The sequence below is a fragment of the Myxococcus qinghaiensis genome (genome assembly GCF_024198215.1).
Classification (GTDB): domain Bacteria; phylum Myxococcota; class Myxococcia; order Myxococcales; family Myxococcaceae; genus Myxococcus; species Myxococcus qinghaiensis.
Window position 1 is genome coordinate 41,475 of record NZ_JAKCFA010000018.1, and the last position, 23,476, is coordinate 64,950.

General features: G+C 69.7%; 23 protein-coding genes. 17 read left to right on the forward strand and 6 right to left on the reverse strand.

From position 1 onward, the window contains the following. The first annotated feature begins 61 nt into the window (after positions 1-61). Complete coding sequence (locus LZ199_RS29715) at positions 62-628, forward strand: tetratricopeptide repeat protein (protein ID WP_253997154.1); 567 nt, start codon at positions 62-64, stop codon at positions 626-628. A gap of 171 nt (positions 629-799) precedes the next feature. Continuing rightward, entirely contained in the window at positions 800-1,918 is a 1,119-nt protein-coding gene (locus LZ199_RS29720; protein ID WP_253997155.1) for a 3-deoxy-7-phosphoheptulonate synthase, read from the forward strand. Positions 1,919-1,923: 5 nt separating this feature from the next. Here LZ199_RS29720 and pheA read toward each other — a convergent pair whose 3' ends face one another. From pheA to LZ199_RS29735, 3 genes are read right to left on the reverse strand one after another with little or no spacing between them, the layout of a single operon-like run. Then, positions 1,924-2,754 carry a prephenate dehydratase gene (pheA, locus tag LZ199_RS29725; RefSeq protein ID WP_253997156.1) on the reverse strand — a complete coding sequence of 277 codons (831 nt, stop codon included), beginning with the start codon at positions 2,752-2,754 and terminating at the stop codon, positions 1,924-1,926. Further along, entirely contained in the window at positions 2,747-3,886 is a 1,140-nt protein-coding gene (locus LZ199_RS29730) for a bifunctional chorismate mutase/prephenate dehydratase (RefSeq protein ID WP_253997157.1), read from the reverse strand. The genes pheA and LZ199_RS29730 overlap by 8 nt, the downstream gene beginning before the upstream one ends. Continuing rightward, positions 3,883-4,344 carry a GNAT family N-acetyltransferase gene (locus LZ199_RS29735; RefSeq protein ID WP_253997158.1) on the reverse strand — a complete coding sequence of 154 codons (462 nt, stop codon included), beginning with the start codon at positions 4,342-4,344 and terminating at the stop codon, positions 3,883-3,885. The genes LZ199_RS29730 and LZ199_RS29735 overlap by 4 nt, the downstream gene beginning before the upstream one ends. Before the next feature lie 72 nt (positions 4,345-4,416). On the opposite strand from LZ199_RS29735, the gene LZ199_RS29740 reads away from it, so the two are divergent. The 4 genes from LZ199_RS29740 to LZ199_RS29755 are packed head-to-tail and all read left to right on the forward strand — an operon-like array spanning position 4,417 to position 7,732. After that, complete coding sequence (locus tag LZ199_RS29740) at positions 4,417-4,971, forward strand: RNA polymerase sigma factor (protein WP_253997159.1); 555 nt, start codon at positions 4,417-4,419, stop codon at positions 4,969-4,971. Next, positions 4,968-5,588, forward strand: a complete 621-nt coding sequence (locus tag LZ199_RS29745; RefSeq protein WP_253997160.1) for a hypothetical protein — start codon at positions 4,968-4,970, stop codon at positions 5,586-5,588. Before LZ199_RS29740 ends, LZ199_RS29745 begins: the two co-directional genes overlap by 4 nt. Next, complete coding sequence (locus tag LZ199_RS29750; RefSeq protein ID WP_253997161.1) at positions 5,585-6,175, forward strand: periplasmic heavy metal sensor; 591 nt, start codon at positions 5,585-5,587, stop codon at positions 6,173-6,175. The genes LZ199_RS29745 and LZ199_RS29750 overlap by 4 nt, the downstream gene beginning before the upstream one ends. Positions 6,176-6,226: 51 nt before the next feature. Beyond that, on the forward strand, positions 6,227-7,732 hold the full coding sequence (locus LZ199_RS29755) for an amino acid permease (protein WP_253997162.1): 1,506 nt from the start codon (positions 6,227-6,229) through the stop codon (positions 7,730-7,732). Here LZ199_RS29755 and LZ199_RS29760 read toward each other — a convergent pair. Beyond that, a complete protein-coding gene (locus LZ199_RS29760; protein ID WP_253997163.1) occupies positions 7,695-8,123 on the reverse strand; it encodes an EVE domain-containing protein in 429 nt (142 codons plus the stop codon). The two genes, LZ199_RS29755 and LZ199_RS29760, sit on opposite strands and share 38 nt — an antisense overlap. A 104-nt stretch (positions 8,124-8,227) precedes the next feature. On the opposite strand from LZ199_RS29760, the gene LZ199_RS29765 reads away from it, so the two are divergent. Next, positions 8,228-9,022 carry an SDR family NAD(P)-dependent oxidoreductase gene (locus LZ199_RS29765; protein WP_253997164.1) on the forward strand — a complete coding sequence of 265 codons (795 nt, stop codon included), beginning with the start codon at positions 8,228-8,230 and terminating at the stop codon, positions 9,020-9,022. A gap of 93 nt (positions 9,023-9,115) precedes the next feature. Here LZ199_RS29765 and LZ199_RS29770 read toward each other — a convergent pair whose 3' ends face one another. Further along, positions 9,116-9,313, reverse strand: coding sequence for a hypothetical protein (locus LZ199_RS29770; protein ID WP_253997165.1), 198 nt, complete (start codon positions 9,311-9,313; stop codon positions 9,116-9,118). 378 nt (positions 9,314-9,691) lie between these two features. On the opposite strand from LZ199_RS29770, the gene LZ199_RS29775 reads away from it, so the two are divergent. From LZ199_RS29775 to LZ199_RS29815, 9 genes are all read left to right on the forward strand, one after another. Beyond that, a complete protein-coding gene (locus LZ199_RS29775) occupies positions 9,692-10,264 on the forward strand; it encodes a polysaccharide biosynthesis/export family protein (RefSeq protein ID WP_253997166.1) in 573 nt (190 codons plus the stop codon). Positions 10,265-10,329: 65 nt separating this feature from the next. Further along, complete coding sequence (locus LZ199_RS29780) at positions 10,330-11,481, forward strand: hypothetical protein (protein WP_253997167.1); 1,152 nt, start codon at positions 10,330-10,332, stop codon at positions 11,479-11,481. Between the two features lie 33 nt (positions 11,482-11,514). Beyond that, positions 11,515-12,924: a GumC family protein gene (locus LZ199_RS29785; protein ID WP_253997168.1), complete on the forward strand. Its 1,410-nt coding sequence runs from the start codon at positions 11,515-11,517 to the stop codon at positions 12,922-12,924. A gap of 28 nt (positions 12,925-12,952) precedes the next feature. Continuing rightward, on the forward strand, positions 12,953-13,693 hold the full coding sequence (locus LZ199_RS29790; protein WP_163870585.1) for a CpsD/CapB family tyrosine-protein kinase: 741 nt from the start codon (positions 12,953-12,955) through the stop codon (positions 13,691-13,693). A 105-nt stretch (positions 13,694-13,798) separates the two neighbouring features. Further along, positions 13,799-15,166: a polyisoprenyl-phosphate hexose-1-phosphate transferase ExoE gene (exoE, locus tag LZ199_RS29795; protein WP_253997169.1), complete on the forward strand. Its 1,368-nt coding sequence runs from the start codon at positions 13,799-13,801 to the stop codon at positions 15,164-15,166. A 95-nt stretch (positions 15,167-15,261) separates the two neighbouring features. Further along, the gene (locus tag LZ199_RS29800) at positions 15,262-16,353 is read left to right on the forward strand and encodes a gluconeogenesis factor YvcK family protein (protein WP_163870584.1); all 1,092 of its coding nucleotides are present in this window, start codon (positions 15,262-15,264) and stop codon (positions 16,351-16,353) included. Between the two features lie 35 nt (positions 16,354-16,388). Beyond that, positions 16,389-17,507, forward strand: coding sequence for a GNAT family N-acetyltransferase (locus LZ199_RS29805; protein WP_253997170.1), 1,119 nt, complete (start codon positions 16,389-16,391; stop codon positions 17,505-17,507). Further along, complete coding sequence (locus tag LZ199_RS29810; protein ID WP_407667256.1) at positions 17,495-18,673, forward strand: DegT/DnrJ/EryC1/StrS family aminotransferase; 1,179 nt, start codon at positions 17,495-17,497, stop codon at positions 18,671-18,673. Before LZ199_RS29805 ends, LZ199_RS29810 begins: the two co-directional genes overlap by 13 nt. Positions 18,674-18,725: 52 nt before the next feature. Then, positions 18,726-19,928, forward strand: coding sequence for a GNAT family N-acetyltransferase (locus LZ199_RS29815; RefSeq protein ID WP_253997171.1), 1,203 nt, complete (start codon positions 18,726-18,728; stop codon positions 19,926-19,928). An 84-nt stretch (positions 19,929-20,012) separates the two neighbouring features. Here the strand turns inward: LZ199_RS29815 and LZ199_RS29820 are convergent, their stop codons facing one another. Next, the gene (locus LZ199_RS29820; protein WP_253997172.1) at positions 20,013-21,716 is read right to left on the reverse strand and encodes a hypothetical protein; all 1,704 of its coding nucleotides are present in this window, start codon (positions 21,714-21,716) and stop codon (positions 20,013-20,015) included. A 187-nt stretch (positions 21,717-21,903) separates the two neighbouring features. Here LZ199_RS29820 and LZ199_RS29825 point away from each other — a divergent pair, with 187 nt between their 5' ends. Beyond that, positions 21,904-23,352, forward strand: a complete 1,449-nt coding sequence (locus LZ199_RS29825; protein ID WP_253997173.1) for a hypothetical protein — start codon at positions 21,904-21,906, stop codon at positions 23,350-23,352. Positions 23,353-23,476: the final 124 nt, after the last annotated feature.

Below are 23,476 nucleotides of genomic sequence, written 5' to 3' on the forward strand. Positions count from 1 at the left end.
CGGTGAGAGGCTGGCCGAACGGCCGTTGGCATGGCCGGGCAACCCTTGCCCTGGGGGCACGATGTCCAAGTTGCTGTTCGCGGCATTCAACGAGGGCGCCAAGCTCTCGATGACCGGCCAACATGAAGCCGCGATCTCCGCCTTCGACAAGGTCCTCGCCGTGGACCCGAAGCACTTCCCGGCCCTCACCGCCCGGGGCTCCTCGCTCGCCCTGCTGGGCCGCACCGAAGAGGCCCTGCGCTGCTTCGAGCGCGCCATCCAGGTGGACCCGTCCGCCGCGGACCCGCATCGCGACGCCGCCCTCTGTCAGCTGGAGCTGGGCGAGCCCGAGGCCGCCGCGGAGTTGATGGAGCGCGCCGTCCAGCTCAACGCGGACCCCGGCTACCGCGAGGCCTCCGCCATCGAAGTCTACGAGCGGGGCAACGCGCTGCTCACCCGAGGCCCTCGCCGCCCCGACAAGGCCCGCTACCGGCAGGCCCGCCACACCTTCGAGCTGGCGCTGGAGCTGTCCCCCGCCTACGTCGAGGCCGCCAAGGCCCTGGCAGACGTCTGGGAGCACCTGGGCGACACCGCCCAGAGAGACCACTACGCCCAGCTCGCCCTGCGGCTGCGCCCCGTGGCGGGCTGAGCAGACGGCGGGACGGGGGGACGCGCCCTCCGACGTGGCCACTCGTACGCCTTCGCGAGGATATCGCGCCTCGCGGACGCATCGCCGCGTTCCCGCTGTTACCCCTCCGCGCGGACGTTTCGCGCTATAATTCAAGATTAGTCCGACAACACCGCCCGGAGAACCCAGAAGATGATTGTCATGCTCGAGCCGGACTCCCCCGAGTCCGTGGTGTCCGCCGTCCTCCAAGTCGCCTCCCAGTACAAGGGCGTGACGCCCCGTCCCCACGTCATGGCGGGTGCTGAGTACACCGTGACGGAGGTCTACCTGCTGGGCCCCACGGCGCAGGTGCCGACGGAGGTCTTCGAGCAGATTCCGGGCGTGCGGCAGGTGGTGCGCGTGTCGCAGAAGTACCGCGTCATCGGCCGGCACAAGGGCCAGCGGGCGTCGACGGGCTTCGACTACAACGGCGTGACGTTCGACGAGAAGAGCGTGCAGTTGTTCGCCGGCCTGTGCGCGGTGGACACGAAGGAGAACGTGGAGTCGATGATGGCGGCGCTCGCGCGCTGCGACATCCGCACCACGCGCATGGGGGCGTACAAGCCGCGCACCAACCCGTACGAGTTCCAGGGCCTGGGCGCCGCGTGCCTCCCGTGGGTGTTCGAGTCCGCGGGCAAGCACGGCATCAAAGTGGTGGCCATGGAGGTGACGCACCCCCGGCACATCGACGAGATTCGCGACGCGCTGGAGCGCTCCGGCAACGCCACGGGCGTCATGCTCCAGGTGGGCACGCGCAACGCGCAGAACTTCGAGCTGCTCAAGTCCATTGGCCAGCAGCGCGTCTTCCCCGTGCTCTTCAAGCGCGGCATGGGAATCACGCTGGAGGAGTCCCTCAACGCGTGCGAGTACATCGCGAGCGAGGGCAACCCGAAGATTGTCTTCTGCCTTCGCGGCGTGAAGACGCACCTGGGCGACCCGCACCGCAACATGGTGGACTTCGCCCACGTGCCGGTGGTGCGCCGGCTCACCCGCATGCCCGTGTGCGTGGACCCGTCACATGCCATTGGCCGCGCGGACGCGCCGCCGGACGGCCTGCCGGACATCTTCCACTCCATTGGCCAGGGCCTCATCGCGGGCGCGTCCATGGTGCTGGTGGACTTCCACCCGCACCCGGAAGCGGCGCTGTGCGACGGCCCGCAGGCGCTGCGGCTGGAGCAGCTGGCGTCGCTCCAGCGCTACACGCAGATTGTCCGCGAGGCGTACCTGTCCGTCGTGAAGAACGGCGACGGCAGCCAGCCCACGCCGGCGTAGCCGCTTCAGGCCACGCCGTAGCTGCCGAGGACTCGCAGGGTGATGCAGGCCGCCTGGGCGGCCTCCACCGCCTCGCGCACCCGCGGGTCCTCCAGCGCGCCGTCCACGTCCAGGCACCACACGTACTCCCACGCGCGGCGCTGGGGGCGGGACTCCAGGCGCGACACCTCCAGCCCCCGTCCGGAGAAGGCCCCCAGCACGCGGTACAGCGCGCCGGGCTCGTTCTGGACGGTGAAGGCCAGCGCCGTCTTGCGCCGCCTCCACGCGCGCGGCGGCGCGGTGCCCACGGTGATGAAGCGCGTGTGGTTGTCCGGCGAGTCCTCCACGCCTTCCTCCAGGACGGTCAGCCCATACAGCTCCGCGGAGACGCGGCTGGCGATGGCGGCCGTGCGCGGCGGGGCCTCTTCGGCGACCTTGCGCGCGGCGATGGCCGTGTTGGCCTCCGCCACCGGTTGGATTCCACGCCGCCGCAGATAGCCCGCGCACTGCGCCAGCGCCTGGGGATGTGACAGGGCCCGCTCCACGTCCTCCAGCGCGAGGCCCGGCGGCGCCACGAGGCAGTGGTGGATGCGCAGCGACAGCTCGCTGGAGACCTCCAGGTCATGCTCCAGGAGCAGGTCCACGTTCTCCGTCACGGGTCCACCCAGCGAGCTCTCCACGGGGAGCACGCCCGCGTCGGCGCGGCCCTCGGCCACCGCCTCGAAGACGGCGCGGAAGGTGGGGTAGGGGACGGCCTCCACCGCCGGGCCGTAGAGCGCGCGCAGCGCCTCCTCGCCGTAGGCGCCGTGTTCTCCCTGGAACGCGACGCGGCGCCGCTGGGACGACGGCTCAGCCATGGCTCCCCTCGGCGCGGCCGTAGGTGCCCAGCACGCGCAGGAACGACGTCAGCGGACGGATGTCCTCCAGCGCGGCCGTCAGCGGAGCGGAGGCGGCGTGGCCCTCCACGTCCACGTAGAAGCGGTACTGCCAGGGGCTGCCCGGAATGGGGCGCGACTCCAGCTTGCTCAGGTTGACGCCGCGCAGGGTGAGGCGCTGGAGCATCTCCCCGAGCGTGCCGGGCTTGTGCTCCAGCACCATCAGCAGGGACGTCTTGCACGGCACGCCCGGGGCCAGCGGCGTGGGCTCGCGGCCCACCTCCACGAAGCGCGTGTAGTCGAACTCCGGCTGCAGCCCTCGCGCGAGCACCTCCAGGCCGAAGCGCTGCGCGGCCGTCTCGCTGGCGATGGCGGCGACGGTGACGTCATTGCGCTCGCGCACCTTCTGCGCCGCGCCGCCCGTGTCGGCGTCCGGCACCGCGCGCGCCCACGGCAGCTTCTCGCGCAGGAAGGCCTCGCACTGGGTCAGGGCCTGCGGATGCGAAATCACCTCGCGCAGCGCCTCCAGCTTCGCGCCCGGCAGGCCCAGGAGCCGGTGGTCCACCTGGCTCACCAGCTCCGCGGTGATGACCACGCCGCCCTCGGCGAGCAAGTCGTACGTCTCGTTCATGCTGCCGGCGGTGGTGTTTTCAATCGGCAGCAGCGCCAGGTCCATCTCCCCGCGACGCAGCGCCTCCACCAGCTCTCGCGAGTGGTCGAACCCGGTGAGCAGCACGCCCCCGGCGCGGCCCGTGTAGCGGTGGCGCGCGGCCAGGTGGCTGTAGGAGCCCTCCACGCCCGGATAGCCCACGCGCAGCGGCGTCGTGTCCAGGCGCGTGACGAGCGCCTGCTGCCGCGCGACGGACATGTCGATGACCAGCCGCCAGAAGCGCTCCACTTCATGCGGGTCCAGGCCGTGCTCGGCCGCGCGGGTGCGGATGCGGCGCAGGAGGAGGTCCTCGCGGCGTTGGTCCCTGAACGGCGCGGCCGTGGCCAGCTTGGAGCGGGCCACGTCATCCGCCAGGTCCATGCGGCGGCGGAGCGCGTCGAGGATCTCCTCGTCGATGTTCTCGATGGCGGTCCGCAGCGCGTCCAGGTCCAACGGCGACGTCATCGCGCGCTCTCCGCGAGCTCCCGGGACATGAGGTGATGCGCGCCGATTCCCGGCAGCTCGAACGGCTCCCCGTGCTGGACGAAGCCCAGCGAGCGGTAGAAGCCCGAGGCCGTCGACCGCGCGTTGCACCACAGCTGCGTGCCCCTCTGTGTCACGGCGTGCTCCATGCAGGCCTTCAGCAGGGCCGCGCCCAGGCCCTGGCCCTGTCGTCCCTGCTCCACGGCCATGCCCCGCAGGCGCCACGCGGTGATGGCCTTCAGCGCGTAAGGTGGCGGCTCCCGGTACAGGGAGGCCACTCCGAGCAGGCGGCCTTCCGCATACAGGCCCAGGTGGAGGGTGTCCTTGTCGTCATCCCCTGGATAGACGACGGCCTCGGGAGGCTGGTGGGGGCGAAGCACGGCGCGGCGCAGCCCGCGCGTCTCCGCGGCTGGAATCCGGCGGATTTCTGATGAGCTCACGAATTCGAGTATGCCGGTTTCCGACCTCGTGCGTCCTCATTCAGTGGAATCCGTCGAGGAGGCCTTTGCATCGTGAAGGGTACCGCCATCCTGGAGGAGTCTGGAAATCCCGCGCCCGCCGTGGCCGCGTGGGATTTCGACGCGCTCCTGGAGGCGGAGCAGGCCGTGCTGCTGCGGCTGGCGCGACGGTTGGTGTGGGACGGGGAGGAGGCAAGGGACCTGGTGCAGGCCGCCCTGGCTGATGCCTACGAGAAGCGCCATTCGCTGAAGGACGCGAAGGCGGGCCCCGCGTGGCTGCGGCGCATCCTGGTGTCCCGCGCCATGGGCCACCTCAGACGGCGGCGCGTGTGGAACGTGCTGCGCGAGGCGCTGGACTGGGGCACGCCGCTGGCGCTCTCCCCAGAAGAACAGTTCGTCGGCGCGGAGAAGTGGCGCGCCCTGGGCCAGGCGGTGCGGGCGCTCCCCGCGAAGCAGTCCACGGCCTTCACGCTGCGCTACCTGGAGGGTCTGGAGTTGGATTCCATCGCGGAGGCCATGGGCATCGGACGCGGCACCGTCCGCATCCACCTGTATCGCGCGCTCAAGAAGCTCAAGGCCGAGCAGGCCCTGGAAGGAGACACGCCATGAGGTGCCACGACGTGGCCACCGTCCTCCTGGAGTCCTCGCCGCCGTGGACTCCGGAGACTCGGGCCCACCTGGAAGGCTGTGAGGACTGTCGCGCGCTGGCCCAGGGACATGCCTCGGCGTCCGGGCTGCGCCTGCCCCAGCCTCCGCCCCTGGCCCTGGTTCCTCGCGAGGCCGTGCTGCGCGAGGTGCGCCGTCGCAAGGTGCGTCGCCGCGTCGTCGCGGGCGCCGTCGCCTCCTGCTGTGTCGGCTTGCTGACGTGGCTGTCGGGCCCCGGCGCTCCGTCGCCCGCGCCCCAGGAGTTCCAGGAAGAGCACGCCGAGGTGTTCGAGCCCGACACCGCGCCGCATCCCGAGCTGGGCCTGCGGCGCGCCGAGGGAGCGGACGACGTCGACCTGGGCTCCGTGGCCCGGCTCGTTCGCGAAGAGCGGGGCTCGCTGTCGTGGCTCGTCACGGAGGTGCGCGGCTACTCGCGCCGCGACGTGGTGGCCCGCGACGACACCTACAAACCCTTCGGGACGATGGCCGCCTGGCTGCGTCCCCCCGATTCCCGCGCGCTGGAAAACCCGCCGTTCCGAACGGCGGTCCTCTCATTCGATTCACAGGAGTCGTTGCCATGAAGAAGACACGCGTCACCGCGCTGCTCACGGCCGCGCTGGCCCCGCTGCTGCTGTCGTCCACGTCCGCCCTGGCCCAGCCGGAGGATGACTTCGTCCTCCACCGCGCGCCTCCCGGTGCCACCATGATTCGCGTCGGGCCTGGAGGAGACGCGCTCCCTCCCGGACAGTTCCCCGCCGCCGCCCACGGCATCCCCCCGCACCTGGTGGAGAAGCTCGGCGTGCCGCGCGAGCTGGCGAAGCAGGTGCAGGAGCTGACGTTCGACGCCAACGAGGCCATCATCCCGCTGGAGGCGGACCTGAAGCGGGCGCAGATCCAGCTCGAGCGGCTGCTGAGCGCGGACTCCACCGACGAGAACGCCGTGCTCAAGCAGGTGGAGGAGGTGGGCCGCGCGGAGACGGCGGTGCGCCGCAACCGCCTGGGGTTGATGGTCCGCATCAAGAAGCTGCTGGGCCCCGAGCTGTGGCGCAAGCTGGAGGCGGAGATGGGCTCGGTGCGCATCCAGAAGCGCATCGAGATTCGCAAGGGTCCTCCGGGAGACGATGGGCCCGGGACGCCTGCTCCGCCGCCTCCGCCGCGCAAGCCGTAGCGTTCCGGACAGACGCGGGCCCATTCGACTTGCCCCTCCAAGGTGTCGCGGATGGGCCCGCGTATCCTGGGCGCCATGGCCAACCCGCCGGACCATGAGCGTCAGCTGGAGGAGGATGCCGCCCAGCTTCAACGACTGGGCTACGCGCAGCAGCTCTTGCGTGGCATGGGCGGCTTCTCCAACTTCGCCGTCTCCTTCTCCATCATCTCCATCCTCACCGGAGCGGTGACGCTCTACGGCCACGGGCTGCGCTTCGGCGGCCCGCTGGTCATGGGCGTGGGCTGGCCGCTCGTCGCTGTGATGACATTGGCGGTGGCGGCGAGCCTCGCGCAGCTCGCGTCGTCCTTCCCCACCGCGGGCGCGCTCTACCACTGGGCCGCGATGCTCGGCGGCCCCCGGGTGGGCTTCTTCACCGCGTGGCTCAACACCCTGGGCCAGTTCGCCATCACCGCCGGCATCGACTACGGCCTGGCCGAGTTCCTCGCGGACATGCTCGGCTGGCCCCGCGAGCGCATGTCGGTGCTGCCCCTGTACGCGGCCATCCTCCTGTCCCACGCGGTGCTCAACCACGTGGGCGTGCGCGTCGTCGCGTGGCTCAATGACTTCTCCGCTTGGTACCACGTGGCGGGCGTGGCGGTGCTCATCGGCGCGCTCGCGCTGCTGGCTCCGAAGCAGGACGCAAGCTTCCTGCTCACGCGCTTCAGCTCGGAGACGCCCTGGTATGCCTATGGCTTCCTCATCGGCTTGTTGCAGGCGCAGTGGACCTTCACCGGCTACGACGCCAGCGCGCACATCTCCGAGGAGACGAGGGACCCCACGCGCAACGCACCCTGGGGCATCTTCCTGTCCGTGGCCGTCAGCGCCGTTGCGGGCTACCTGCTCCTGGGCGCGGTGACGCTGGCCATTCAAGACCTGCCGACGACGGCCGCCGCTGCCAATCCGTTCCTGTATGTGCTGACGCAGGCCCTGGGCCCCGCGCTCGGCGGCGCGCTGGTGTGGGTGGCCATCGGCGCCATGTGGTTCTGCGGCCTGTCCTCGGTGACGTCCAACTCGCGCATGCTGTTCGCCTTCGCCCGGGACAACGGACTGCCCGCGTCGAAGTGGCTGGCCCGGGTGTCGCCGCGCTTCCGGAGCCCCGCCGTGGCGGTCTGGGTGTCCGTGGCGGGCTCGGGCGTCGTCGCGCTGTGGGCGGAGGCGTACGCGGCCATGGTGGCCCTGAGCACCCTGGCGCTCTATGCGTCCTATGCCTTGCCCGTCTGGGTGGGCTTGCGCGCCCGCCGCGCCGGGACGTGGTCCCACCGGGGGCCCTGGGACTTGGGCCGCGCATCTCCATGGGTCAACGGCGTGGCGCTGGCGTGGAGCGCGGTGGTGATGGTGCTCTTCGTCCTGCCGCCCAACCAGCTCGCCGGCTACACCTTCGCCGGCGCGCTGGTGCTGCTGGGGCTCTACTGGGCGCTCGTCCAACGCCACACCTTCACGGGGCCGCAGGTGACGCTGCTGCGGCCTCCCGCGGCCACGGCTACCTCGGCAGCGCCGTCTTCCCCATCTTCAGGATGAGCTTGAAGTGCGCGGCGGTGACAGGCGCCACGCTGAGCCGGCTTCGGGTGACGAGCGGGAAGTCCTTCAGCGTGGCGGTGGCCTTCACGGTGGCCAGGTCCACCGCCTGCTTGAAGGGAGTCACTGCCGCCACCTTCACGGAGGCCCAGTCCTCTTCGGGAGCCGTGGAGTCGGGCGTCGCCGAGGTGAGGACCTTCGCCACGCCCACCACGGCCTTGTCTTCATTGGAGTGGTAGTAGAGGCAGAGGTCGCCGGGCTTCATGGCCCGCAGGTTGTTGCGCGCCTCGAAGCTGCGGATGCCCGTCCACTCCGTCTGCTGGTCCTTTTCGAGCTGCGCGTACGCGTAGACCGAAGGCTCGCTCTTGATGAGCCAGTACTGGGGGGTCGCCATGGCGGCGCACCATAGAGCACGACGGGGTGGGGTGGGGCACCGGAGAATCGTGCGGAAGCGCCCGGACTGCGTTACCAAGAAACGCCTATTTCGAGAGGGAACGGATGGACCTGGATTTGAAGAACAAGGTTGCGCTGGTGAGCGGCTCCACGGCGGGCATCGGCCTGGCCATCGTCGAGGCCCTGGCCCGCGAGGGCGCCGAGGTCATCGTCAACGGACGCACGAAGGAGCGCGTGGACGCGGCGCTCGCGGAGGTCCGCCGCAAGCTCCCCGACGCGAAGCTGCGCGGAATCCCGGGGGACCTGGGGACGAGCGAAGGCGCGGCCCAGATGGTCAAGGCCGTTCCCCACGTGGACATCCTGGTCAACAACCTGGGCGTCTTCGAGCCCAAGCCCTTCGAGGCCATCTCCGACGAGGACTGGCTGAAGACCTTCGACGTCAACGTCATGAGCGGCGTGCGGCTGTCCCGGCACTACCTCAAGGGCATGCGCGAGAAGAACTGGGGCCGCATCGTCTTCATCTCCAGTGAGTCGGGCGTGCAGATTCCGGTGGAGATGGTGCACTACGGCGTCACCAAGACGGCGCAGATCGCCGTGGCGCGCGGAATCGCGGAGGGGCTGTCGGGGACGAACATCACCTCGAACTCCATCCTCCCCGGCCCCACGCGCTCGGAGGGCGTGGAGGAGTTCCTCAAGAGCCTGTCGAAGCAGCAGGGCGTGGACGTGGCCACGGTGGAGCGCGAGTTCTTCAAGAGCGCCCGGCCGTCGTCCTTGCTCCAGCGCTTCGCGCGCGTGGACGAGGTCGCCTCGCTGGTGGCCTTCGTGTGCAGCCCGCAGGCGTCGGGCATCAACGGCTCCGCGCTGCGCGTGGATGGCGGCGTGGTGCGCGCCATTCCTTGAAGCCGTCCTCCCGCCAGGGTTGACGTCCAGAAGACAAAAGGCCCGATGTCCTCGCGGGCATCGGGCCTTCTACTGACATCTCGAGTCGAAGCGTCAGGTCTGGTTCGCCATGCCCCGCGTCGCTTCCTCAGCCGTCTTGCCGCTCAACAGCGCGCTGCTCGCGTAGAGGGCCAGCCCCATCACCCCCAGCGCCGCCGCTTCCGTCTGGGTCGCGAAGGCGACGCCCATCCACGTCATCACTCCGGTTCCCATCGCGAACGCCGCCGCCACCGCCCCCGCTGCCTTCCTCATCCGCTCGCTCCCTGTCTGCCGGGCCTGGGCCCGTTGTGGAACCAAAACTCCTCTCCCTCAACAATCTTCAATTCGCGTGCCGCGCACACCCCGTGCGGAAAGGGAAGTCAGGCGCCCCGCAGTGGGAAAATGTCTTCCATCAACGGGCGGGAGACTGTCGAAAACACCAGTCCACCCCCCCGGCCGATGCCAGTAATTCTTCCCGGAGCGGGCGAGGTTGATCCGCTGGGCATTTCGTAACCCACGGAGAACCATGGGTTTTCCCTCCCAGGGTTGGATGGCACACCCGCTGCTATGGCAACCGCGCCGAGTAGGACGTGAACGGGCCCCGCGAGTGTGGGCGCCCGAAAGACATCCGCAGCGACGAGGGAGAGGACGATGGGCAAGACGAGCGCGGGGTTCTGGACGGTGTTGGGGGTGATGCTCCTGGGCGGGTGTGCGCACCAGCCGGCGGTGAAGGTGGATAACTCCGAGCAGCCCTACCGCATTGGACGGGAGGACGTGCTGGACGTGGCGGTGTGGCGCGACGCGGAGCTGTCTCGCACGCTGCCGGTTCGTCCTGACGGCTACATCTCCATGCCGATGGTGGGCGAGGTGCTGGCGGCGGGCAAGACGCCGACGGAGCTGGCCGAGGCACTCAAGACGAGCTTTCAGCCGTATGTGCAGGAGCCGCGCGTGACGGTGATTGTCCGCGAGGTCAACAGCAGCCGCGTGTTCGTCACCGGCGAAGTCACGCACCCCGGCGCCTATCCGCTGCGCGGTCGCGTGTCGCTCATCCAGGCCATCGCCCTGGCGGGCGGCTTCACCGACTTCGCCAACTCCGACGGCATCGTGGTGATTCGCAGCGACGGCAACGGCGGGCAGATTCCGGTGCGCTACAGCGACCTCATCTCTCCCGACGGTGGCCAGGACGTCATCCTGCGGCCCGGTGACACCATCGTCGTGCCGTGAAGCAGCGACTGAGGCTGGGTGAAGAGTCCATGGACGGTGGGTGGCGTAGGCGAGGGAGGACGACGGTGAAGGGCACCTGGAAGAAGTGGCTGCTGACAGGCCTCATGCTCACCGCGCCGGCCGTTTCGGCGGCGACCGTGTGGGAGCCTCGGCTGCGCATCTCCGCCGAGGAACGCTACGACGACGACCTGCGCCTGGGCGCGGGCGCCACGGGCGGCCAGCTGATGACGAAGCTGTCGCCGCGCTTGGGAGTGGAAGGCAAGGACGAGCGGCTCAACCTCAACAGCTACTACGCCGCGGACGTGCTGATGCGGCACGGCTCCGGCAAGGTGACGCTGGACCACCGAGGGGGGCTGGAGCTGCGACACCTCTTGTCGCGGCGGCTCCGGGTGGACACGAACGTGCGCGTCTTCCGCGTCACGGACCCCACCTCGCTGCCTCGCGACGGTCTGGCCCGCTCCACCTCGCCCACGTTCTTCACGCAGGCCCGGCTGGGGCTCACGGCCCGGGCGTCGGAGCGGGTGGACGTGCGCGTGGGCTACGGAATGGAAGTGGTGCGCATCCTCGAGAACGGTCAGGAGCCGGGCTATGCCCACACGCCGTCGCTGGAGGTGATGTACCGCACCACGCGCAGGCTGACCCTGGGGATGGAGTACCGCTACCAGGGCTTCTATTACGACAACACGCTGTCCCAGGCGCATGGCGCGGCGGCCACGCTGCGCTACCGCCTGACGCGGCCCACCACGCTCATCATGCGCGGTGGTCCGGTGCGCTACCTGGCCCCGGATGGTCAGGAGGGCGGATGGGTGCCTCGCGTGAATCTGGAGCTGGCGCGCGAGGGTGAGCTGTTCGATTTGGGCGTCGCCGTGGGGCACGACCTGGTGGGCGCCAGCGGCTTCGCCACGGCGCTGTGGGCGGACTACGCGACGCTGATGCTGGCGCGCAGGTTCGACCACCAGTTCTCGGCGTTCGGCGCGGCCAGCTTCTTCCGCAACGGGCGAGCGCCCTCGCGGGACTGGACGACGTTTGGCAGCACCCCCCTGGTCTCCCAGGGGTACGCAGTCGGTGCAGGGGTGGAGTACCGCTTCAACCGCCGGGTGGCGGCGCAGGGAGCGGTGGACAGGATTGCCCAGGTGGGCGTGGCGGAGTCGGCGGGCGCTGCGGGAGATCTGACGCGCAACGTATTCGCTGTCCGTCTCATCGTGACGGCGTGGTGACAACACGTGAGTGGGTTGGTGGAGGAGCGGATCATGGAGCGTGGGATGACGGCGGACCAGCTGTTGGCCTCTCTCTGGCGCCGCAAGGCGCTGGTTGGAGCCATCACAGCAGCGGTATTCGCGGTGGGAGCGGCCATCGTGATGACGCGGCCGAGCATGTACGAGGCGTCGGCGGTGGTCCGCGTGGAGCCGCAGCGGCCAGGTGAGGAGATGGTGCAGCGCACGGTGAGCGAGCTCATCGAGCAGCGACTGCTCACGGTGCGCCAGGAGCTCATGGCACGGCCCGTGCTGCAGAAGGCCATCGAGGAAATGAACCTCTATCCGGACATCGTGTCCGAGAAGGGCATGGAGTCGGCTGTCGCGCAGATGCGCAAGGATTTGCAAGTGCGCGTGGAGGGTGAGACGGCGTTCGAAATCACCTACGCCAACCGCGACCCGCAGGTGGCCGCGCAGGTGGCCAACCGGTTGCCCACCATCTTCTCCGAGGAGACGCTGAAGCTGCGTCAGGCGCAGGCGGCGCGCGCCACGGACCTCTTCAACGAGGAGATGGTCAACATGGGCAAGGCGGTCTCCAGCTGGGAGCGCAAGATTGCCCAGTTCAAGGTGGACCACCTGGGTGAGCTGCCCGAGCAGATGGAGATGAACATGCGAGGGCTCGAGCGGGTGTCGCACGAGCTGCAGACGAAGTCGGAGGAGCTGCGCGTGGCGGAAGCGCGTCGCTCGGACCTGGCGCGGGCTCGCAACGCGGTGGACAGCGAGGCCGGTCGCCTGGAGTCCGCGGAGAGCGGCCTGACGCGGGCCCTGGTGAATGCCAAGACGCAGTGGACGGATGACCACCCGGAGGTCAAGCGCATGCAGTCCGAGCTGGAGGGCATGACGACGCGCCGCAAGGAGGCGGAAGGGCGCCTGTGGGCGGAGCGTGCCGAGCGCGGCCGGGTGGCGTCGCTCATCGAGGGAATCCAGAAGGACATCGTCGACCTGCAGGGCAAGGCGGAGGCGTACCAGTCCCGGCTGAACAACACGCCGAAGTGGGCGCATGAGCTGGGTGTCATGAACCGCGATTACGAAATCGCGCGCACCAAGTACCAGAGCGTGGTGAGCCGCAAGGTGGAGGCGGAGATCGCCCAGGAGCTGGAGGCCAAGAGCTCCAAGAGTCTGTTCAACGTCATCTCCCCCGCGGGTGTGCCGGTGACGGCGGCCCGGCCGGACCGGATGTCGGGGCTGGCGATTGCACTGCTGGTGGCGCTGGGGTTGGGCGTCCTCACCGGGGCGATGCTGGAGATGCGCGACGACAGCCTGCGGGATGGCACGGAGGTCCGTCAGCGCCTGACGCTGCCGGTGCTCGCGGTGGTGCCGGACATGCAGGGCAAGACGGAGCGGCGCGTGCTGATGCCGTCACAGGGAGGGCGCAACAACGTGTCTTCCCCCACCTCGCTGAACTGACACCCACAGGAAAGGACGGAAACCGAACATGGACCAGACGATGGAGCGGGCGGGCAACTTCCTCCCCCGCGTGGATGAGAACGCGACGAACCCGAACGCGGTGGACCGGCGGGTGGTGACGCTCACGGCCCCGGCCTCGGCGGCGGCGGAGCAGTACCGCAGCCTGTATTACCGGCTGGAGCGGATGCGGGAGCTGCGCCCGATGAAGGTGGTGGCGCTGACGTCGGCGATGCCCGGCGAGGGCAAGACGGTGACGAGCGTCAACCTGGCGATGGCGGCGGCCCGGGCGAATCCGGACCGGCGCATCCTCCTGGTGGACGCGGACCTGCGGCGAGGCGGTGTGGCGGCCACGCTGGGGGTGCGCAACAAGACGGGCCTGGCGGAGCTGTTGTCGGGTGAAGTCGAGGTGCGGGACGTGGTGCGTCGCTTCGCCGCCACGCGCCTGGCCCTCATCCCCGCCGGCGCCACGCCGGAGGACCCCTCGCAGGTGCTGGCGAGCCCGCGGATGAAGCAGTTCCTCAAGGCGGTGCGCGAGGGCTTCGACGAGGTGTACATCGACCTGCCGCCGACGCTGCCGTTCGCGGACGCGGCCATCCTGGGTCACCAGGTGGACGGGGTGCTGATGGTCATCCGCGCCAACGTCACGCCGGGCAAGACGGTGCACCAGGCGGTGGAGCAGCTGGCTGGCGCGCCCGTGCTGGGGTGCGTGCTCAATGGCGCGGAGGTGCACGCGACGCCGTACCTGAAGAACTACGAGAAGCAGAAGTAGCCAGAGGGCGGTGACCTCCGCCCCTCCTTCCCGGAAACGGGAGTGGGGCGGAGGTGAGGATTCCAGGGGGCGGTCGTGAGTCGGGCGGGTGGGTTGGAGGGGCATGTGCTCCGGGTTTTTCACCATTATTTTTCTGCCAAGAAGCTGACGTTCTTCCTCGCCGAGAGCTCGGCGATCGCACTGGCCTGCGTGATGGGCGCGGCGGCCTGTGCGGCACTCTTCGCGCCTGCTGGGACGCGGCCGCCGCTGGCGGCACTGTGGCCCACGCTGCTGGGGCTGGGCGCGGCCTTCGTCGTCACGTTCCAGTTCACGCTGTACTTGTTGGACCTGTATGACTTGCGCGTCGCCGCGGAGGACAGGGCGCGGGGCTACCGCTTCCTGAAGGCCGCGGGTGTCACGGCGATGGTGACGGGCGGGGTGATGCTGGTGGCCCCGCTGGTGTTGCCCGTCGCGCTGCCTCCGGGTGCGCTGCTCGGTGGGGCCATGGGCGCGCTGGCTGGCACCCTCGTCGTCCGGGTGTCGATTCGCGCGCTGGTGGGGGCGCCGCACGCGGTCCTCATCGTCGGCGACGGCCTCAAGGCCCGCGCGGTGGCGACCGCCATCGAAGCGGGCGGCGAGGGCAGCTACCGCGTCGTCGCGCTGGTGGACCCTCGCAACACGAAGGAGCCCCTGGAGCACATGGCGGCCCGGATGGGCGCGGCATATGTCGTGCAAGCTGCTGACGACATGCGCGGGGCCAACTGGGTGGACTCACTGCTGAGCTGTCGGCTGCAAGGCCGCCGCGTGTATGACGCGACGGGCTTCTGCGAGCGGGTGCTGCGGCGGATTCCGGTGCAGTTCCTCCGCGCGAGCGACTTCGCCTTCGCGGACGAGCTGACGGTGTCTCCCTTGCGGCGGGCCTTCAAGCGGGCCTTCGACCTGGCGGTGGCGTCGCTGCTGCTCGCGCTGTCGGCACCGTTCCTGCTTCTGGTGGCGGTGGCCATCAAGCTGGACTCGAAGGGGCCCGTCTTCTACCGGCAGGAGCGCACGGGCCTGGGCGGGGTGACGTACTACTTGTGGAAGTTCCGCAGCATGCGGACGGACGCGGAGAAGAACGGCGCGGTGTGGGCTCGTGCGAACGATGACCGTGTCACGCGGGTGGGCAAGTTCATCCGCCGCACGCGAATCGACGAGATTCCCCAGGTGTTCAACGTGTTGATGGGGGAGATGAGCTTCGTGGGTCCGCGTCCGGAGCGGCCCGTGTTCGTCGAGCAGTTGAAGCAGCAGATTCCCTTCTACGGGCTGCGTGAGGCGGTGAAGCCGGGCCTGACGGGCTGGGCCCAGATTCGCTACCCCTACGGAGCCTCCGTGGAGGACGCGCGCAACAAGCTGGAGTTCGACCTGTACTACGTGAAGAACGGCTCGCTGTTCCTGGACGTGGGCATCATTTTCCACACCGTGAGGCATGTTTTGCTCGGGCGTGGAGCTCGGTAGGCACACCTCCCGTCGGCCTTCCCTCGAAGGGGGGAAGGCCGGGCGGGGACTCGCCAGGGGTGGCGGGTTTGGGCGTCGTGGATGGGGGTTGGGTCATGGTGGGCATGGACATGGATTCGCCGCTCCCGGAGTCTTGGGACGAAGCACGCGCCCGTCGGGAGCGTGAGCAGGAACGGGAGAGGGACCGCAACGAGCTGCTGCAGCCGCACCTGGAGCGGCCCACGCGCATCGTCGCCATCGGCGGCGGCACGGGGCTCCCCATGGTGCTGCGAGGGCTGGCGAAGCGCGCGCAGCCCAAGCCGGGCGACCCGGGCGTGGACATCACCGCGGTGGTGGCGATGAGCGACGACGGGGGCAGCTCCGGCCGCCTGCGTCGCCTGCACGGCGCGCTGCCTCCGGGTGACATCCGCAACTGCCTGGTCGCGCTGGCCGGCGGGCGCAGCGCCCTGAAGGAAGTTTTTCAGTTCCGCTTCGGGGGAGCCCGGGGCCTGGCCGGCCACGCGGTGGGCAACCTGCTCATCGCCGCGCTGGCGGAGCTCAAGGGCGACTTCATGGAGGCGGTGCGCATGTCCGGCGAGCTCCTGGGCGCGCGCGGCACGGTGCTGCCGTCCACGCTGGCCTCCGTGCAGCTGGTGGCGCAGATGCACGACGACACGGAAGTCGTGGGCGAGCGCAACATCTGCAAGGCGCAGGGGCGCGTGCGCAAGGTGTCGCTGAGCCCGCGTTCGCCGCCGCCGGTGGAGGGCCTGCTGGAGGCCATCTACACCGCGGACCTGGTGGCGATTGGGCCCGGCTCGCTGTACTCGAGCCTCCTGCCGAATCTCTTGGTGGACGGCGTGGCCCAGGCGCTGAAGGAGACGCGCGCGCTGAAGGTCATGGTGTCCAACCTCATGACGCAGCCGGGTGAGACGGACGGCATGTCGTGCCTGGACCACGTGCAGGCGGTGAGGGACCACGTGGGCCCGGTCCTGGACGCGGTGCTGGTGAACGGCACGCTGCCGACGCCGGATGCGATGCGGCGGTATGGCCGGCGGGGCTCGTTCCCCGTTGACGTGGACACGCGCGAGCTGATCGCCGCGGGTGTGGTGCCGGTGCGGGCCGACCTCCTCAAGGAGGGGTCGAGAATCCGACATGACAGCCGCAAGGTCGCCGCCTGCCTGCTGAAGATGGCTCGCAGCGGCTTGTAGCCACGCCTCCCCATCACCACCTTGGGCGCCCGAACATGGAAGCAACCCTGAGCAGCCCCGGGCCGCAGGTCGTCGAAGTCGGCGACCGCGCGGCCTTCATGGCCCTGGAGTCGGAGTGGAACGCGCTGGTGGAGGCCACCTCCAACGAGGTGTTCTACCGGCACGAGTTCCTGCGAATCTGGCTGGACAACTTCGCCCCCGGCTCGCGCCTGCGCGTGCTGACGCTGCGGGACGAGGACGGCCAGCTGAGCGCGGCGCTGCCGCTGTGGGAGGAGCGCACCACGCTGTACGGCGTGCCGGTGCGTCAGCTCTCCGGCGCGGCCAACGCGCACTCCTGTCGTTTCGACCTGCTGGCCCGTGAGCCGGACGTGGCCGCGGCCCTGTTCCTGGCGCACCTGCGCATGCAGGGCGGGTGGGACGTGCTGCGACTGACGGACGTGCCGGACGGCGGCGCGGCGTGGCGGCTGCACGGCGCCGCGCGCAGCGCGGACATGCCCGTGGGGGCGTGGGAGTCGCTCCAGTCGCCGTACATCCCGCTGCCCGCCACGCGAGAGAAGTACCAGGCGTCGCTCCAGGCGAAGTTCAAGGCGAACTGCCGGCGGCGGCGTCGCAAGCTGGAGGAGAAGGGCCGCGTCACCTTCGAGCGGGTGGACGGCGGGCTGGACTTGGAAGGCGCGCTGGAGGAGGGCTTCCTGCTGGAGCAGAGCGGCTGGAAGGGCGAGCGCGGAACGGCCATGGCGCAGGACGCGGCGACGCGAGGCTTCTACACGGAGCTGGCGCGCGACGCGGGCTACCGCAAGAAGCTGGCGCTGTACTTCCTGCGGCTGGACGGCAGGCCGGTGGCCTTCCACTTCGGGCTGGAGGATGGCGGGCGCTACTTCCTCCTGAAGCCCGGCTACGACGAGCAGCTTCGCGAGTGCAGCCCGGGCCAGCTCCTCATGGAGGAGGTGGTGGGGGCCTGCATCGACCGGGGCCTGCGCGAGTTCGATTTCCTGGGGCCCGACATGGTGTGGAAGCGCGACTGGACGGACCAGGTCCGGCGCCACACGTGGCTCTACATCTTCAATGACTCCGCCTTCGGCCGAGCGCTGTGCGCGGCCAAGTTCCGGTGGAGCCCGGCGGTGAAAGAGGTGGTGGCGAAATGGAAGCGATGACTCCCCCGGGCAAGATGTTCGTGCCGTCCCTGCCCACGCTGTGGCCTGGCATGTTGCTGTCCAAGCCCCGGCCCGGAGCACTGCCGCCGTTCTCCTCGCCCAACGTCCGCTACTTCTACTTCGCCCGCAACGCCGTGTGGCTCACGGTGAAGATGCTGGGGTTGGACAAGGGTGAAGTCCTGATGCCGTCGTACCACCACGGCGTGGAGGTGGAGGCGCTGGTGGACGCAGGCGCAACCCCGCGCTTCTACCGGGTGGGCAGCCGCTGGGACGTGGACCTGGAGGACGTGGCGCGGCGCATCGGTCCGAAGACGAAGGCGCTGTACCTGACGCACTACGCGGGCTTCCCGGGCCCGGCGGAGGAGATGCGCAAGCTGGCGGACCAGCACGGGCTGGTGCTGATTGAGGACTGCGCGCTGTCGCTCTTGTCGTCGGATGGCTCGGTGCCGCTGGGGACGACGGGCGACGTGGGCATCTTCTGCCTCTACAAGACGCTGCCCGTGCCCAATGGCGGCGCGCTGGTGGTGAACGGGCCGCGCTCCTACAGCCTGCCGGAGCCGCCGTCGCCGCCGTCCGCGTCGACCTTCAGCCACACGGTGTCCGCGCTGCTGCAGAACCTGGAGCTGCGCGGTGGGGCGGCGGGGCGCGCGCTGCGCGGCATGGTCCGCACGCTGGGGCATGGCACGGTGAAGGCGGCGAGCATCGAGCGCGTGGCCACGGGCACGCAGCACTTCGACCGCAAGCACGTGGACCTGGGCATGAGCCCGCTGACCAAGAAGATCGCCCTGGCGCAGGACCTGGAGTCCATCGTCGAGAAGCGGCGTCGCAACTACTTCTACCTGCTGGGCCGGCTGCGGGACGTGGTGCCGCCGCTGTTCAACCAGCTTCCGCCGGGGGCGTGTCCGCTCTTCTTCCCCATGGTGGTGCAGGAGAAGGCGGAGGTGCTGGCGCGGCTGAGGGCGAAGGGCATTGACGCCATCGACTTCTGGAAGCGCTTCCATCCGGCGTGTGACGCGGGGGCGTTCCCCGAGGTGGCGCAGTTGCGGCGCAGCATCGTCGAGATTCCGTGTCACCAGGACCTGACGCCGGAGGTGATGGCGGACGTGGCGCTGGTGGTGCGCGACGCGGTGCGCGCGGAGAAGCGGACGAAGAAGCGCGCGGGATGAGTGGGACGGTGGCGGTGGGAGGGGCGACGTTCCCCTCCGAGGAGGTGGGACGGTGATTCGCGAAGACGAGCTGAGGCAGGGGCCGCGTGCCGCGCAGCGGCTGGACGTGAGCGCCGTGGGCAGTCTGTCCGCGCTGGCGGGGATGCGCGCGGAGTGGAACGCGCTGATGGACTCGAGCCACGCGGGGCCCTTCAATGCGTGGGAGTGGCTGTACCCGTGGTGCCGGCGGATTGAGCCGGGCCGCAGGCCGCTGGTCCTCACCGCGCGCGACGCGGCGGGGACGCTGGTGGGGCTGTTGCCGCTGGGGTTGGAGACGCGGCGGGTGACGGGAATGCCGGTGCGGCGCCTGGGCTTCCTGGGCGAGACGCACGTGGGCAGCGACTACCTGGACGTCGTGGCCCGGCGGGGCCTGGAGCGCGAGGTGGCGGGGGCCTTCGCGCGGATGCTGGTGGCGCTGCGCGAGGAGTGGGATGTGCTGGACTTGACGGACCTGCGCGAGGACTCCGTCACGGTGGACGTGCTGCGGGAGGTCTTCTCCGGACAGGACGTGCGGCTGTCGGAGCGGTACGTGTGTCCGTATGACGTGTTGGACCCGCGCGAGCCGTTCGATGCGTTCCTCAAGCGCACGGGCCGGCGCGACAACTACCTGCGGCGGCGCAAGTGGTTGGAGAAGCAGGAGGGCTACCGCATCGAGCGCACGGAGGCGCCGGGTGAGCTGGCCGGGCCGATGACGGACTTCTTCCGGCTGCACTCCGCGCGGTGGGCGGAGGACGGTGGCTCGCAGGGCATCAAGGGCACGGGTGTGGAGTCGTTCCACCGGGACGCGACGCAGCTGCTCGCGGAGCGGGGACGGCTGCGGATGTACACGATGAAGGTGGGTGGGCAGGCCGTCGCATCGGTATACGGCATCGTCCACGGCGACCGCTTCGTGTACTTCCAGTCGGGGTATGACCCGGCGTGGCGCAACCGCAGCGTGGGCCTGGTGCTGGTGGGCGAGACGTTCAAGGACGCGATGGATGCCGGGCTCACGGAGTACGACTTCCTGCGCGGCACCGAGACGTACAAGTCCGACTGGGTGTCGAAGCAGCGGCGCACGGTGTCCGTGCGCGTGCACAGCGGGACTCGCGCGGGGGACTGGTTCACCCGGGCGGAGGAGCTGGCGCGCAAGGGGCGCAACGCGGCGAAGCAGTTGATGCCGGGCACGTGGGTGGAGAAGGTGCGCCGGTTCCGTCGTCGCCGCGCCGCGGTGAACTGAGGCTTTGTTCTCGAAGGGGGAGGGCCCTGGAAAGTCGCCCGGACGGGTTCTGGACGACGACCGTGGGCCCTCCACCCGGGAGCTTCAGGGGGCGCTGCTCACGTCGGGCGGCATCGCGGCGACGTAGGTGAAGCCCGTCTCACTGGGGCTCTGCCACGCCGCCTTGAAGTCCGCCCACGAGTAGACCTCCTCGCGGTTCTGATAGGGATTGTAGACGCGCACGTACGTCTGTCCCTGGGCGTTCTCGCTGATGTCGACCACGCTCGCCCAGTGGGTGATGTCGCGCTCCGACGTCGTCACCGACTCCAGCATTCCGTCATCGGCGCCGTCGATATTGACGAGGACCATCAGCGAGCCGCCGTCATCGAGAATGCGTTGCACGGCCTCGGGCGTGGGGTTCTGAGCGTGGTTGTTGTTGTACGTGTTGGTGGCGCTGAAGTTTCCGTCCAGGTCCTTCATGGTCGGGTCGTTCTCGGCGCCCTCCTGCTGACCGACGATTCTCCAGCCCTGGCTGGCGAGGAAGGTCTCCAGGTCGGTGGAGTTCGTCAGCATCTCGCCGTTGCCCAGGATGCCGCGATAGTTGGAGCCGAGCTCGGCGAAGCGGGTGAGTCCGTCCACGAGTCCGAGTCCCATGACGGAGAGGGCGGTCAGCTCTCCGCACAGGTTGCCATGGGTGTAGTTCTGGCCCTCGCCGTTGAGGATGGCGCCGACGTTCAGGTACTGGGCGATGGGGTCCTGTCCCGCGGCGTGGTTCGCGCTCCACTCGCCGACGCTGCCTTCGCCCCAGGGCCACCCGCGTGAGGTGCCGATGAGCGGAGTCTCCGCCGCCACGCCTGACTCAGGCAGGGGCCCGAAGTAGAGGGACATCTCTTCCTGGACCAGCGTGTCCCAGTGGCTTTCGGCCGTCGCGCGTTGCTGCTCGGGCGTGAGCTGGCTCCAGTTCTCCGTCAGCGGTGGCGGTGACAGGGACGGGTCGCGAATCCACGCGGGGGCCATGTCCTCGACGTGCTGGCTCCAATTCTCGCGGATTCCGTTCAGGACGCTCGCCTGGGCCGTCGCGTCCATATGGTGCCAGGCCAACCCCAGCCACGGTGGGGAGTCGCCCTGTTCGAGCCACTTGGGGACGGGGAGCGAGGCCCCTGAGTCCGCCACCACCATGTTCGCGATGTCCGGCGGGAGGTTTGCCTTCGCCAGCGCGGCCTGCCGCTCCGGGCCTGGGGGCGCGGAGAGAATCGTGTTCACCGTGCTGCCCGGCACGGAGCCCGCGATGGAGTATTCGGGATGCTGCTTCAGGTACGTCTCCGACGCGGTCCACTCGCGCGTCGTCGGGTCGTAGATGTTGTTGCCCTGGCGGATGACGACGTGGCCGGTGGTGCCCTCGGCGCCGGGACGGCTGTCCTTCAGGAAGAGGACCTCCGAGCGCGCGCGGATGACCGCGGGCGCCAGCGACAGGAAGTCCGCGATGGCGTCCAGGCAGTTCACCCGGCCGTCCTTCGCGTTCTCGTTCGCAAGCGTGGTTCCGGGTGCGGAGGTCCCATCCGTCGCGAGGTCCGGACCTCGTGTCTGGGGTTGGGCGGTCTTGAAGGTATCGGGCTTCTGGGTGGCCAGGCTCGCGGCCTGGGCGGCGAGCCGCGCCAGCTCTTCCAGCATGCGACGGGCGGCTTCTTCCGCGGCGCGTCTCGCGGCTTCTTCCGCGGCGCGTCTCGCGGCTTCCTCCGCGGCACGACGGGCCTGCTCCGCCGAAGCACTCGCGACGGGCGCTGCGTCCTTCGAGATACGAGTCGACATGTCTCCCCCTCTTCAGTCCCGGTGCTGCACTGCGGTCGCGATGTAACACTGTGACAGGGCGCGAAATCAACGTCGTCCCAGTGCCAATCACTTCCATCCAAGCGCCAGTGGCCCGACGTCGTGTCGGACCGAGCTGGGACTCTCTGCGCCTCTCCATCCCCAATCGGGGCCTTCACAGGAGGCGTCGATGTTCTCGCGTCGGAGCTGGGCCGTCGTGTTGCCGCTGCTGTTCCCGGGTGCGGGATGGGCGGAGGAGCGTGTCGCCCCTCGGCGATGGGAAGAAGTGGAAGCCGCCATTCGCGAGCTGGAAGAGGCCGTGACGCCTGAGTCCGCCAGCGAGGGCGAGGCGGCACAACCCGAGGAGGAGGCTTCGCCACCTGCCACGTCCGAATCGACGTCACCGTGGCCGAACGTGCTGAGCATGGAGGCCATGGCCTGGACGCTGCTGCCGCGAAGGGGCGCGGGTGGCGGCGAAGGCTTCATGCAGGTGGAGCCCAGGGTGGCCTGGGACCAGGGCGAGCCGTTTCGCCTCGACCTTGGGGCGCCGGTGCGGCTGCGGTTATGGGGCGGCGGCGATGGGGCCGGCTTCGTGAGGAAGGAGGACTGGGACACGCTGTCCGATTGGGGCCAGTTGGTGCGCCTCTTCACGGTGGGCGGTGACGCGCCTGATTCGGTGTGGGTGGGGATGATGGACGGGTACACCCTGCTGTCCGGGCACCTGGTGCGGCGCTACAGCAACCGAGCCAACCCCGACTACCACCCGGCCGGAGTGGTGGGGACGGGGACGCTGGGGCCGGTATACGCGGAGGGTTTCGTCTCGGACCTGCTGGGTGCTCGCCTGATGGGTGCGGAAGTCGCGTTGGACGTGCAGCACGTGCTCTTCGGCCGCCCTCCTGTTTCCGGCCGCTACACGCTGGCGCTGTCGGCGGTGCATGACTGGGGGAAGGCGGGAGGTACTTCGATGCCCATGACGCTGGCGCACCTGGACGGTACCGCCGTGGTGCTGCGGCGTCGGAGCAAGGACAAGGGCCTCGAGCTGCATGTGCTGGGAGGGTGGGGCGGACGCCCTGGTGAGGGTGGTGCGTGGGGCGCGGTGGCGGGTCTGGGAGTGGAGGCCGTGTCGCCGACGTTGGAGGTGCGAGCGCGCCTGGAGGGCCGCCTGCAACGCGGAGGATTCCGGCAGGGCGCTTTCGGACCGGACTACGAGCTGTCGCGCTTCCAGGTGGCGGGCCCGTCCGCGGTGCCGCTGGCGGAGGCGATTTTTCCCGAGGGAGCCTCGGCTTACGGGGAGGTGATTCTCGGTTGGGACGCGGTGCTCCTGAATGGCATGCGGCAGCGACTCCTCTTCCTCTCCTTGGGCGTGGAGACCTTCACCTGGGGCCGGGTCGACGTCGATGGGCGCGTGGAGACGCGAGTCCTCCGTCAGGACTTGAGTCTGGGACTGAGGGGACAGGCGACAGGCATGGGACAGGCGGGAGCGCGCTACCTCGTCTCGGGTGAGGCGCGGTGGCGATTCCTCGGAGGGCGGCTGTACGCGATGGGGCAGGGCGGCACGTTGTTGTTTCCCACGACGGAAGGGACGCTGCGGCCGGGGGCGTTCGCGGCCGTGGGAATGGGGGTGGACAATGCGCGCTGATCGGCTGCCGTGGCGCGGAGTCGGCCTGTCGCTGGCCATGGCGCTCCTCACCGCGGGGTGTGCCTCGCGGCCCGCTCGGAATGGGCCGGGGGCAACGCTCTCGTCCCTCTCGTCCCGAACGCCC

Excerpts from the sequence above, each read along its gene's own strand:
- LZ199_RS29715 (WP_253997154.1), top strand. The coding sequence starts at position 62 with ATGTCCAAGTTGCTGTTCGCGGCATTCAACGAGGGCGCCAAGCTCTCG.
- LZ199_RS29720 (WP_253997155.1), top strand. The coding sequence starts at position 800 with ATGATTGTCATGCTCGAGCCGGACTCCCCCGAGTCCGTGGTGTCCGCC.
- pheA (WP_253997156.1), bottom strand. The coding sequence starts at position 2,754 with ATGGCTGAGCCGTCGTCCCAGCGGCGCCGCGTCGCGTTCCAGGGAGAA.
- LZ199_RS29730 (WP_253997157.1), bottom strand. The coding sequence starts at position 3,886 with ATGACGTCGCCGTTGGACCTGGACGCGCTGCGGACCGCCATCGAGAAC.
- LZ199_RS29745 (WP_253997160.1), top strand. The coding sequence starts at position 4,968 with ATGAGGTGCCACGACGTGGCCACCGTCCTCCTGGAGTCCTCGCCGCCG.
- LZ199_RS29750 (WP_253997161.1), top strand. The coding sequence starts at position 5,585 with ATGAAGAAGACACGCGTCACCGCGCTGCTCACGGCCGCGCTGGCCCCG.
- LZ199_RS29755 (WP_253997162.1), top strand. The coding sequence starts at position 6,227 with ATGGGCCCGCGTATCCTGGGCGCCATGGCCAACCCGCCGGACCATGAG.
- LZ199_RS29760 (WP_253997163.1), bottom strand. The coding sequence starts at position 8,123 with ATGGCGACCCCCCAGTACTGGCTCATCAAGAGCGAGCCTTCGGTCTAC.
- LZ199_RS29765 (WP_253997164.1), top strand. The coding sequence starts at position 8,228 with ATGGACCTGGATTTGAAGAACAAGGTTGCGCTGGTGAGCGGCTCCACG.
- LZ199_RS29770 (WP_253997165.1), bottom strand. The coding sequence starts at position 9,313 with ATGAGGAAGGCAGCGGGGGCGGTGGCGGCGGCGTTCGCGATGGGAACC.
- LZ199_RS29775 (WP_253997166.1), top strand. The coding sequence starts at position 9,692 with ATGGGCAAGACGAGCGCGGGGTTCTGGACGGTGTTGGGGGTGATGCTC.
- LZ199_RS29785 (WP_253997168.1), top strand. The coding sequence starts at position 11,515 with ATGGAGCGTGGGATGACGGCGGACCAGCTGTTGGCCTCTCTCTGGCGC.
- LZ199_RS29790 (WP_163870585.1), top strand. The coding sequence starts at position 12,953 with ATGGACCAGACGATGGAGCGGGCGGGCAACTTCCTCCCCCGCGTGGAT.
- LZ199_RS29800 (WP_163870584.1), top strand. The coding sequence starts at position 15,262 with ATGGTGGGCATGGACATGGATTCGCCGCTCCCGGAGTCTTGGGACGAA.
- LZ199_RS29805 (WP_253997170.1), top strand. The coding sequence starts at position 16,389 with ATGGAAGCAACCCTGAGCAGCCCCGGGCCGCAGGTCGTCGAAGTCGGC.
- LZ199_RS29810 (WP_407667256.1), top strand. The coding sequence starts at position 17,495 with ATGGAAGCGATGACTCCCCCGGGCAAGATGTTCGTGCCGTCCCTGCCC.
- LZ199_RS29820 (WP_253997172.1), bottom strand. The coding sequence starts at position 21,716 with ATGTCGACTCGTATCTCGAAGGACGCAGCGCCCGTCGCGAGTGCTTCG.
- LZ199_RS29825 (WP_253997173.1), top strand. The coding sequence starts at position 21,904 with ATGTTCTCGCGTCGGAGCTGGGCCGTCGTGTTGCCGCTGCTGTTCCCG.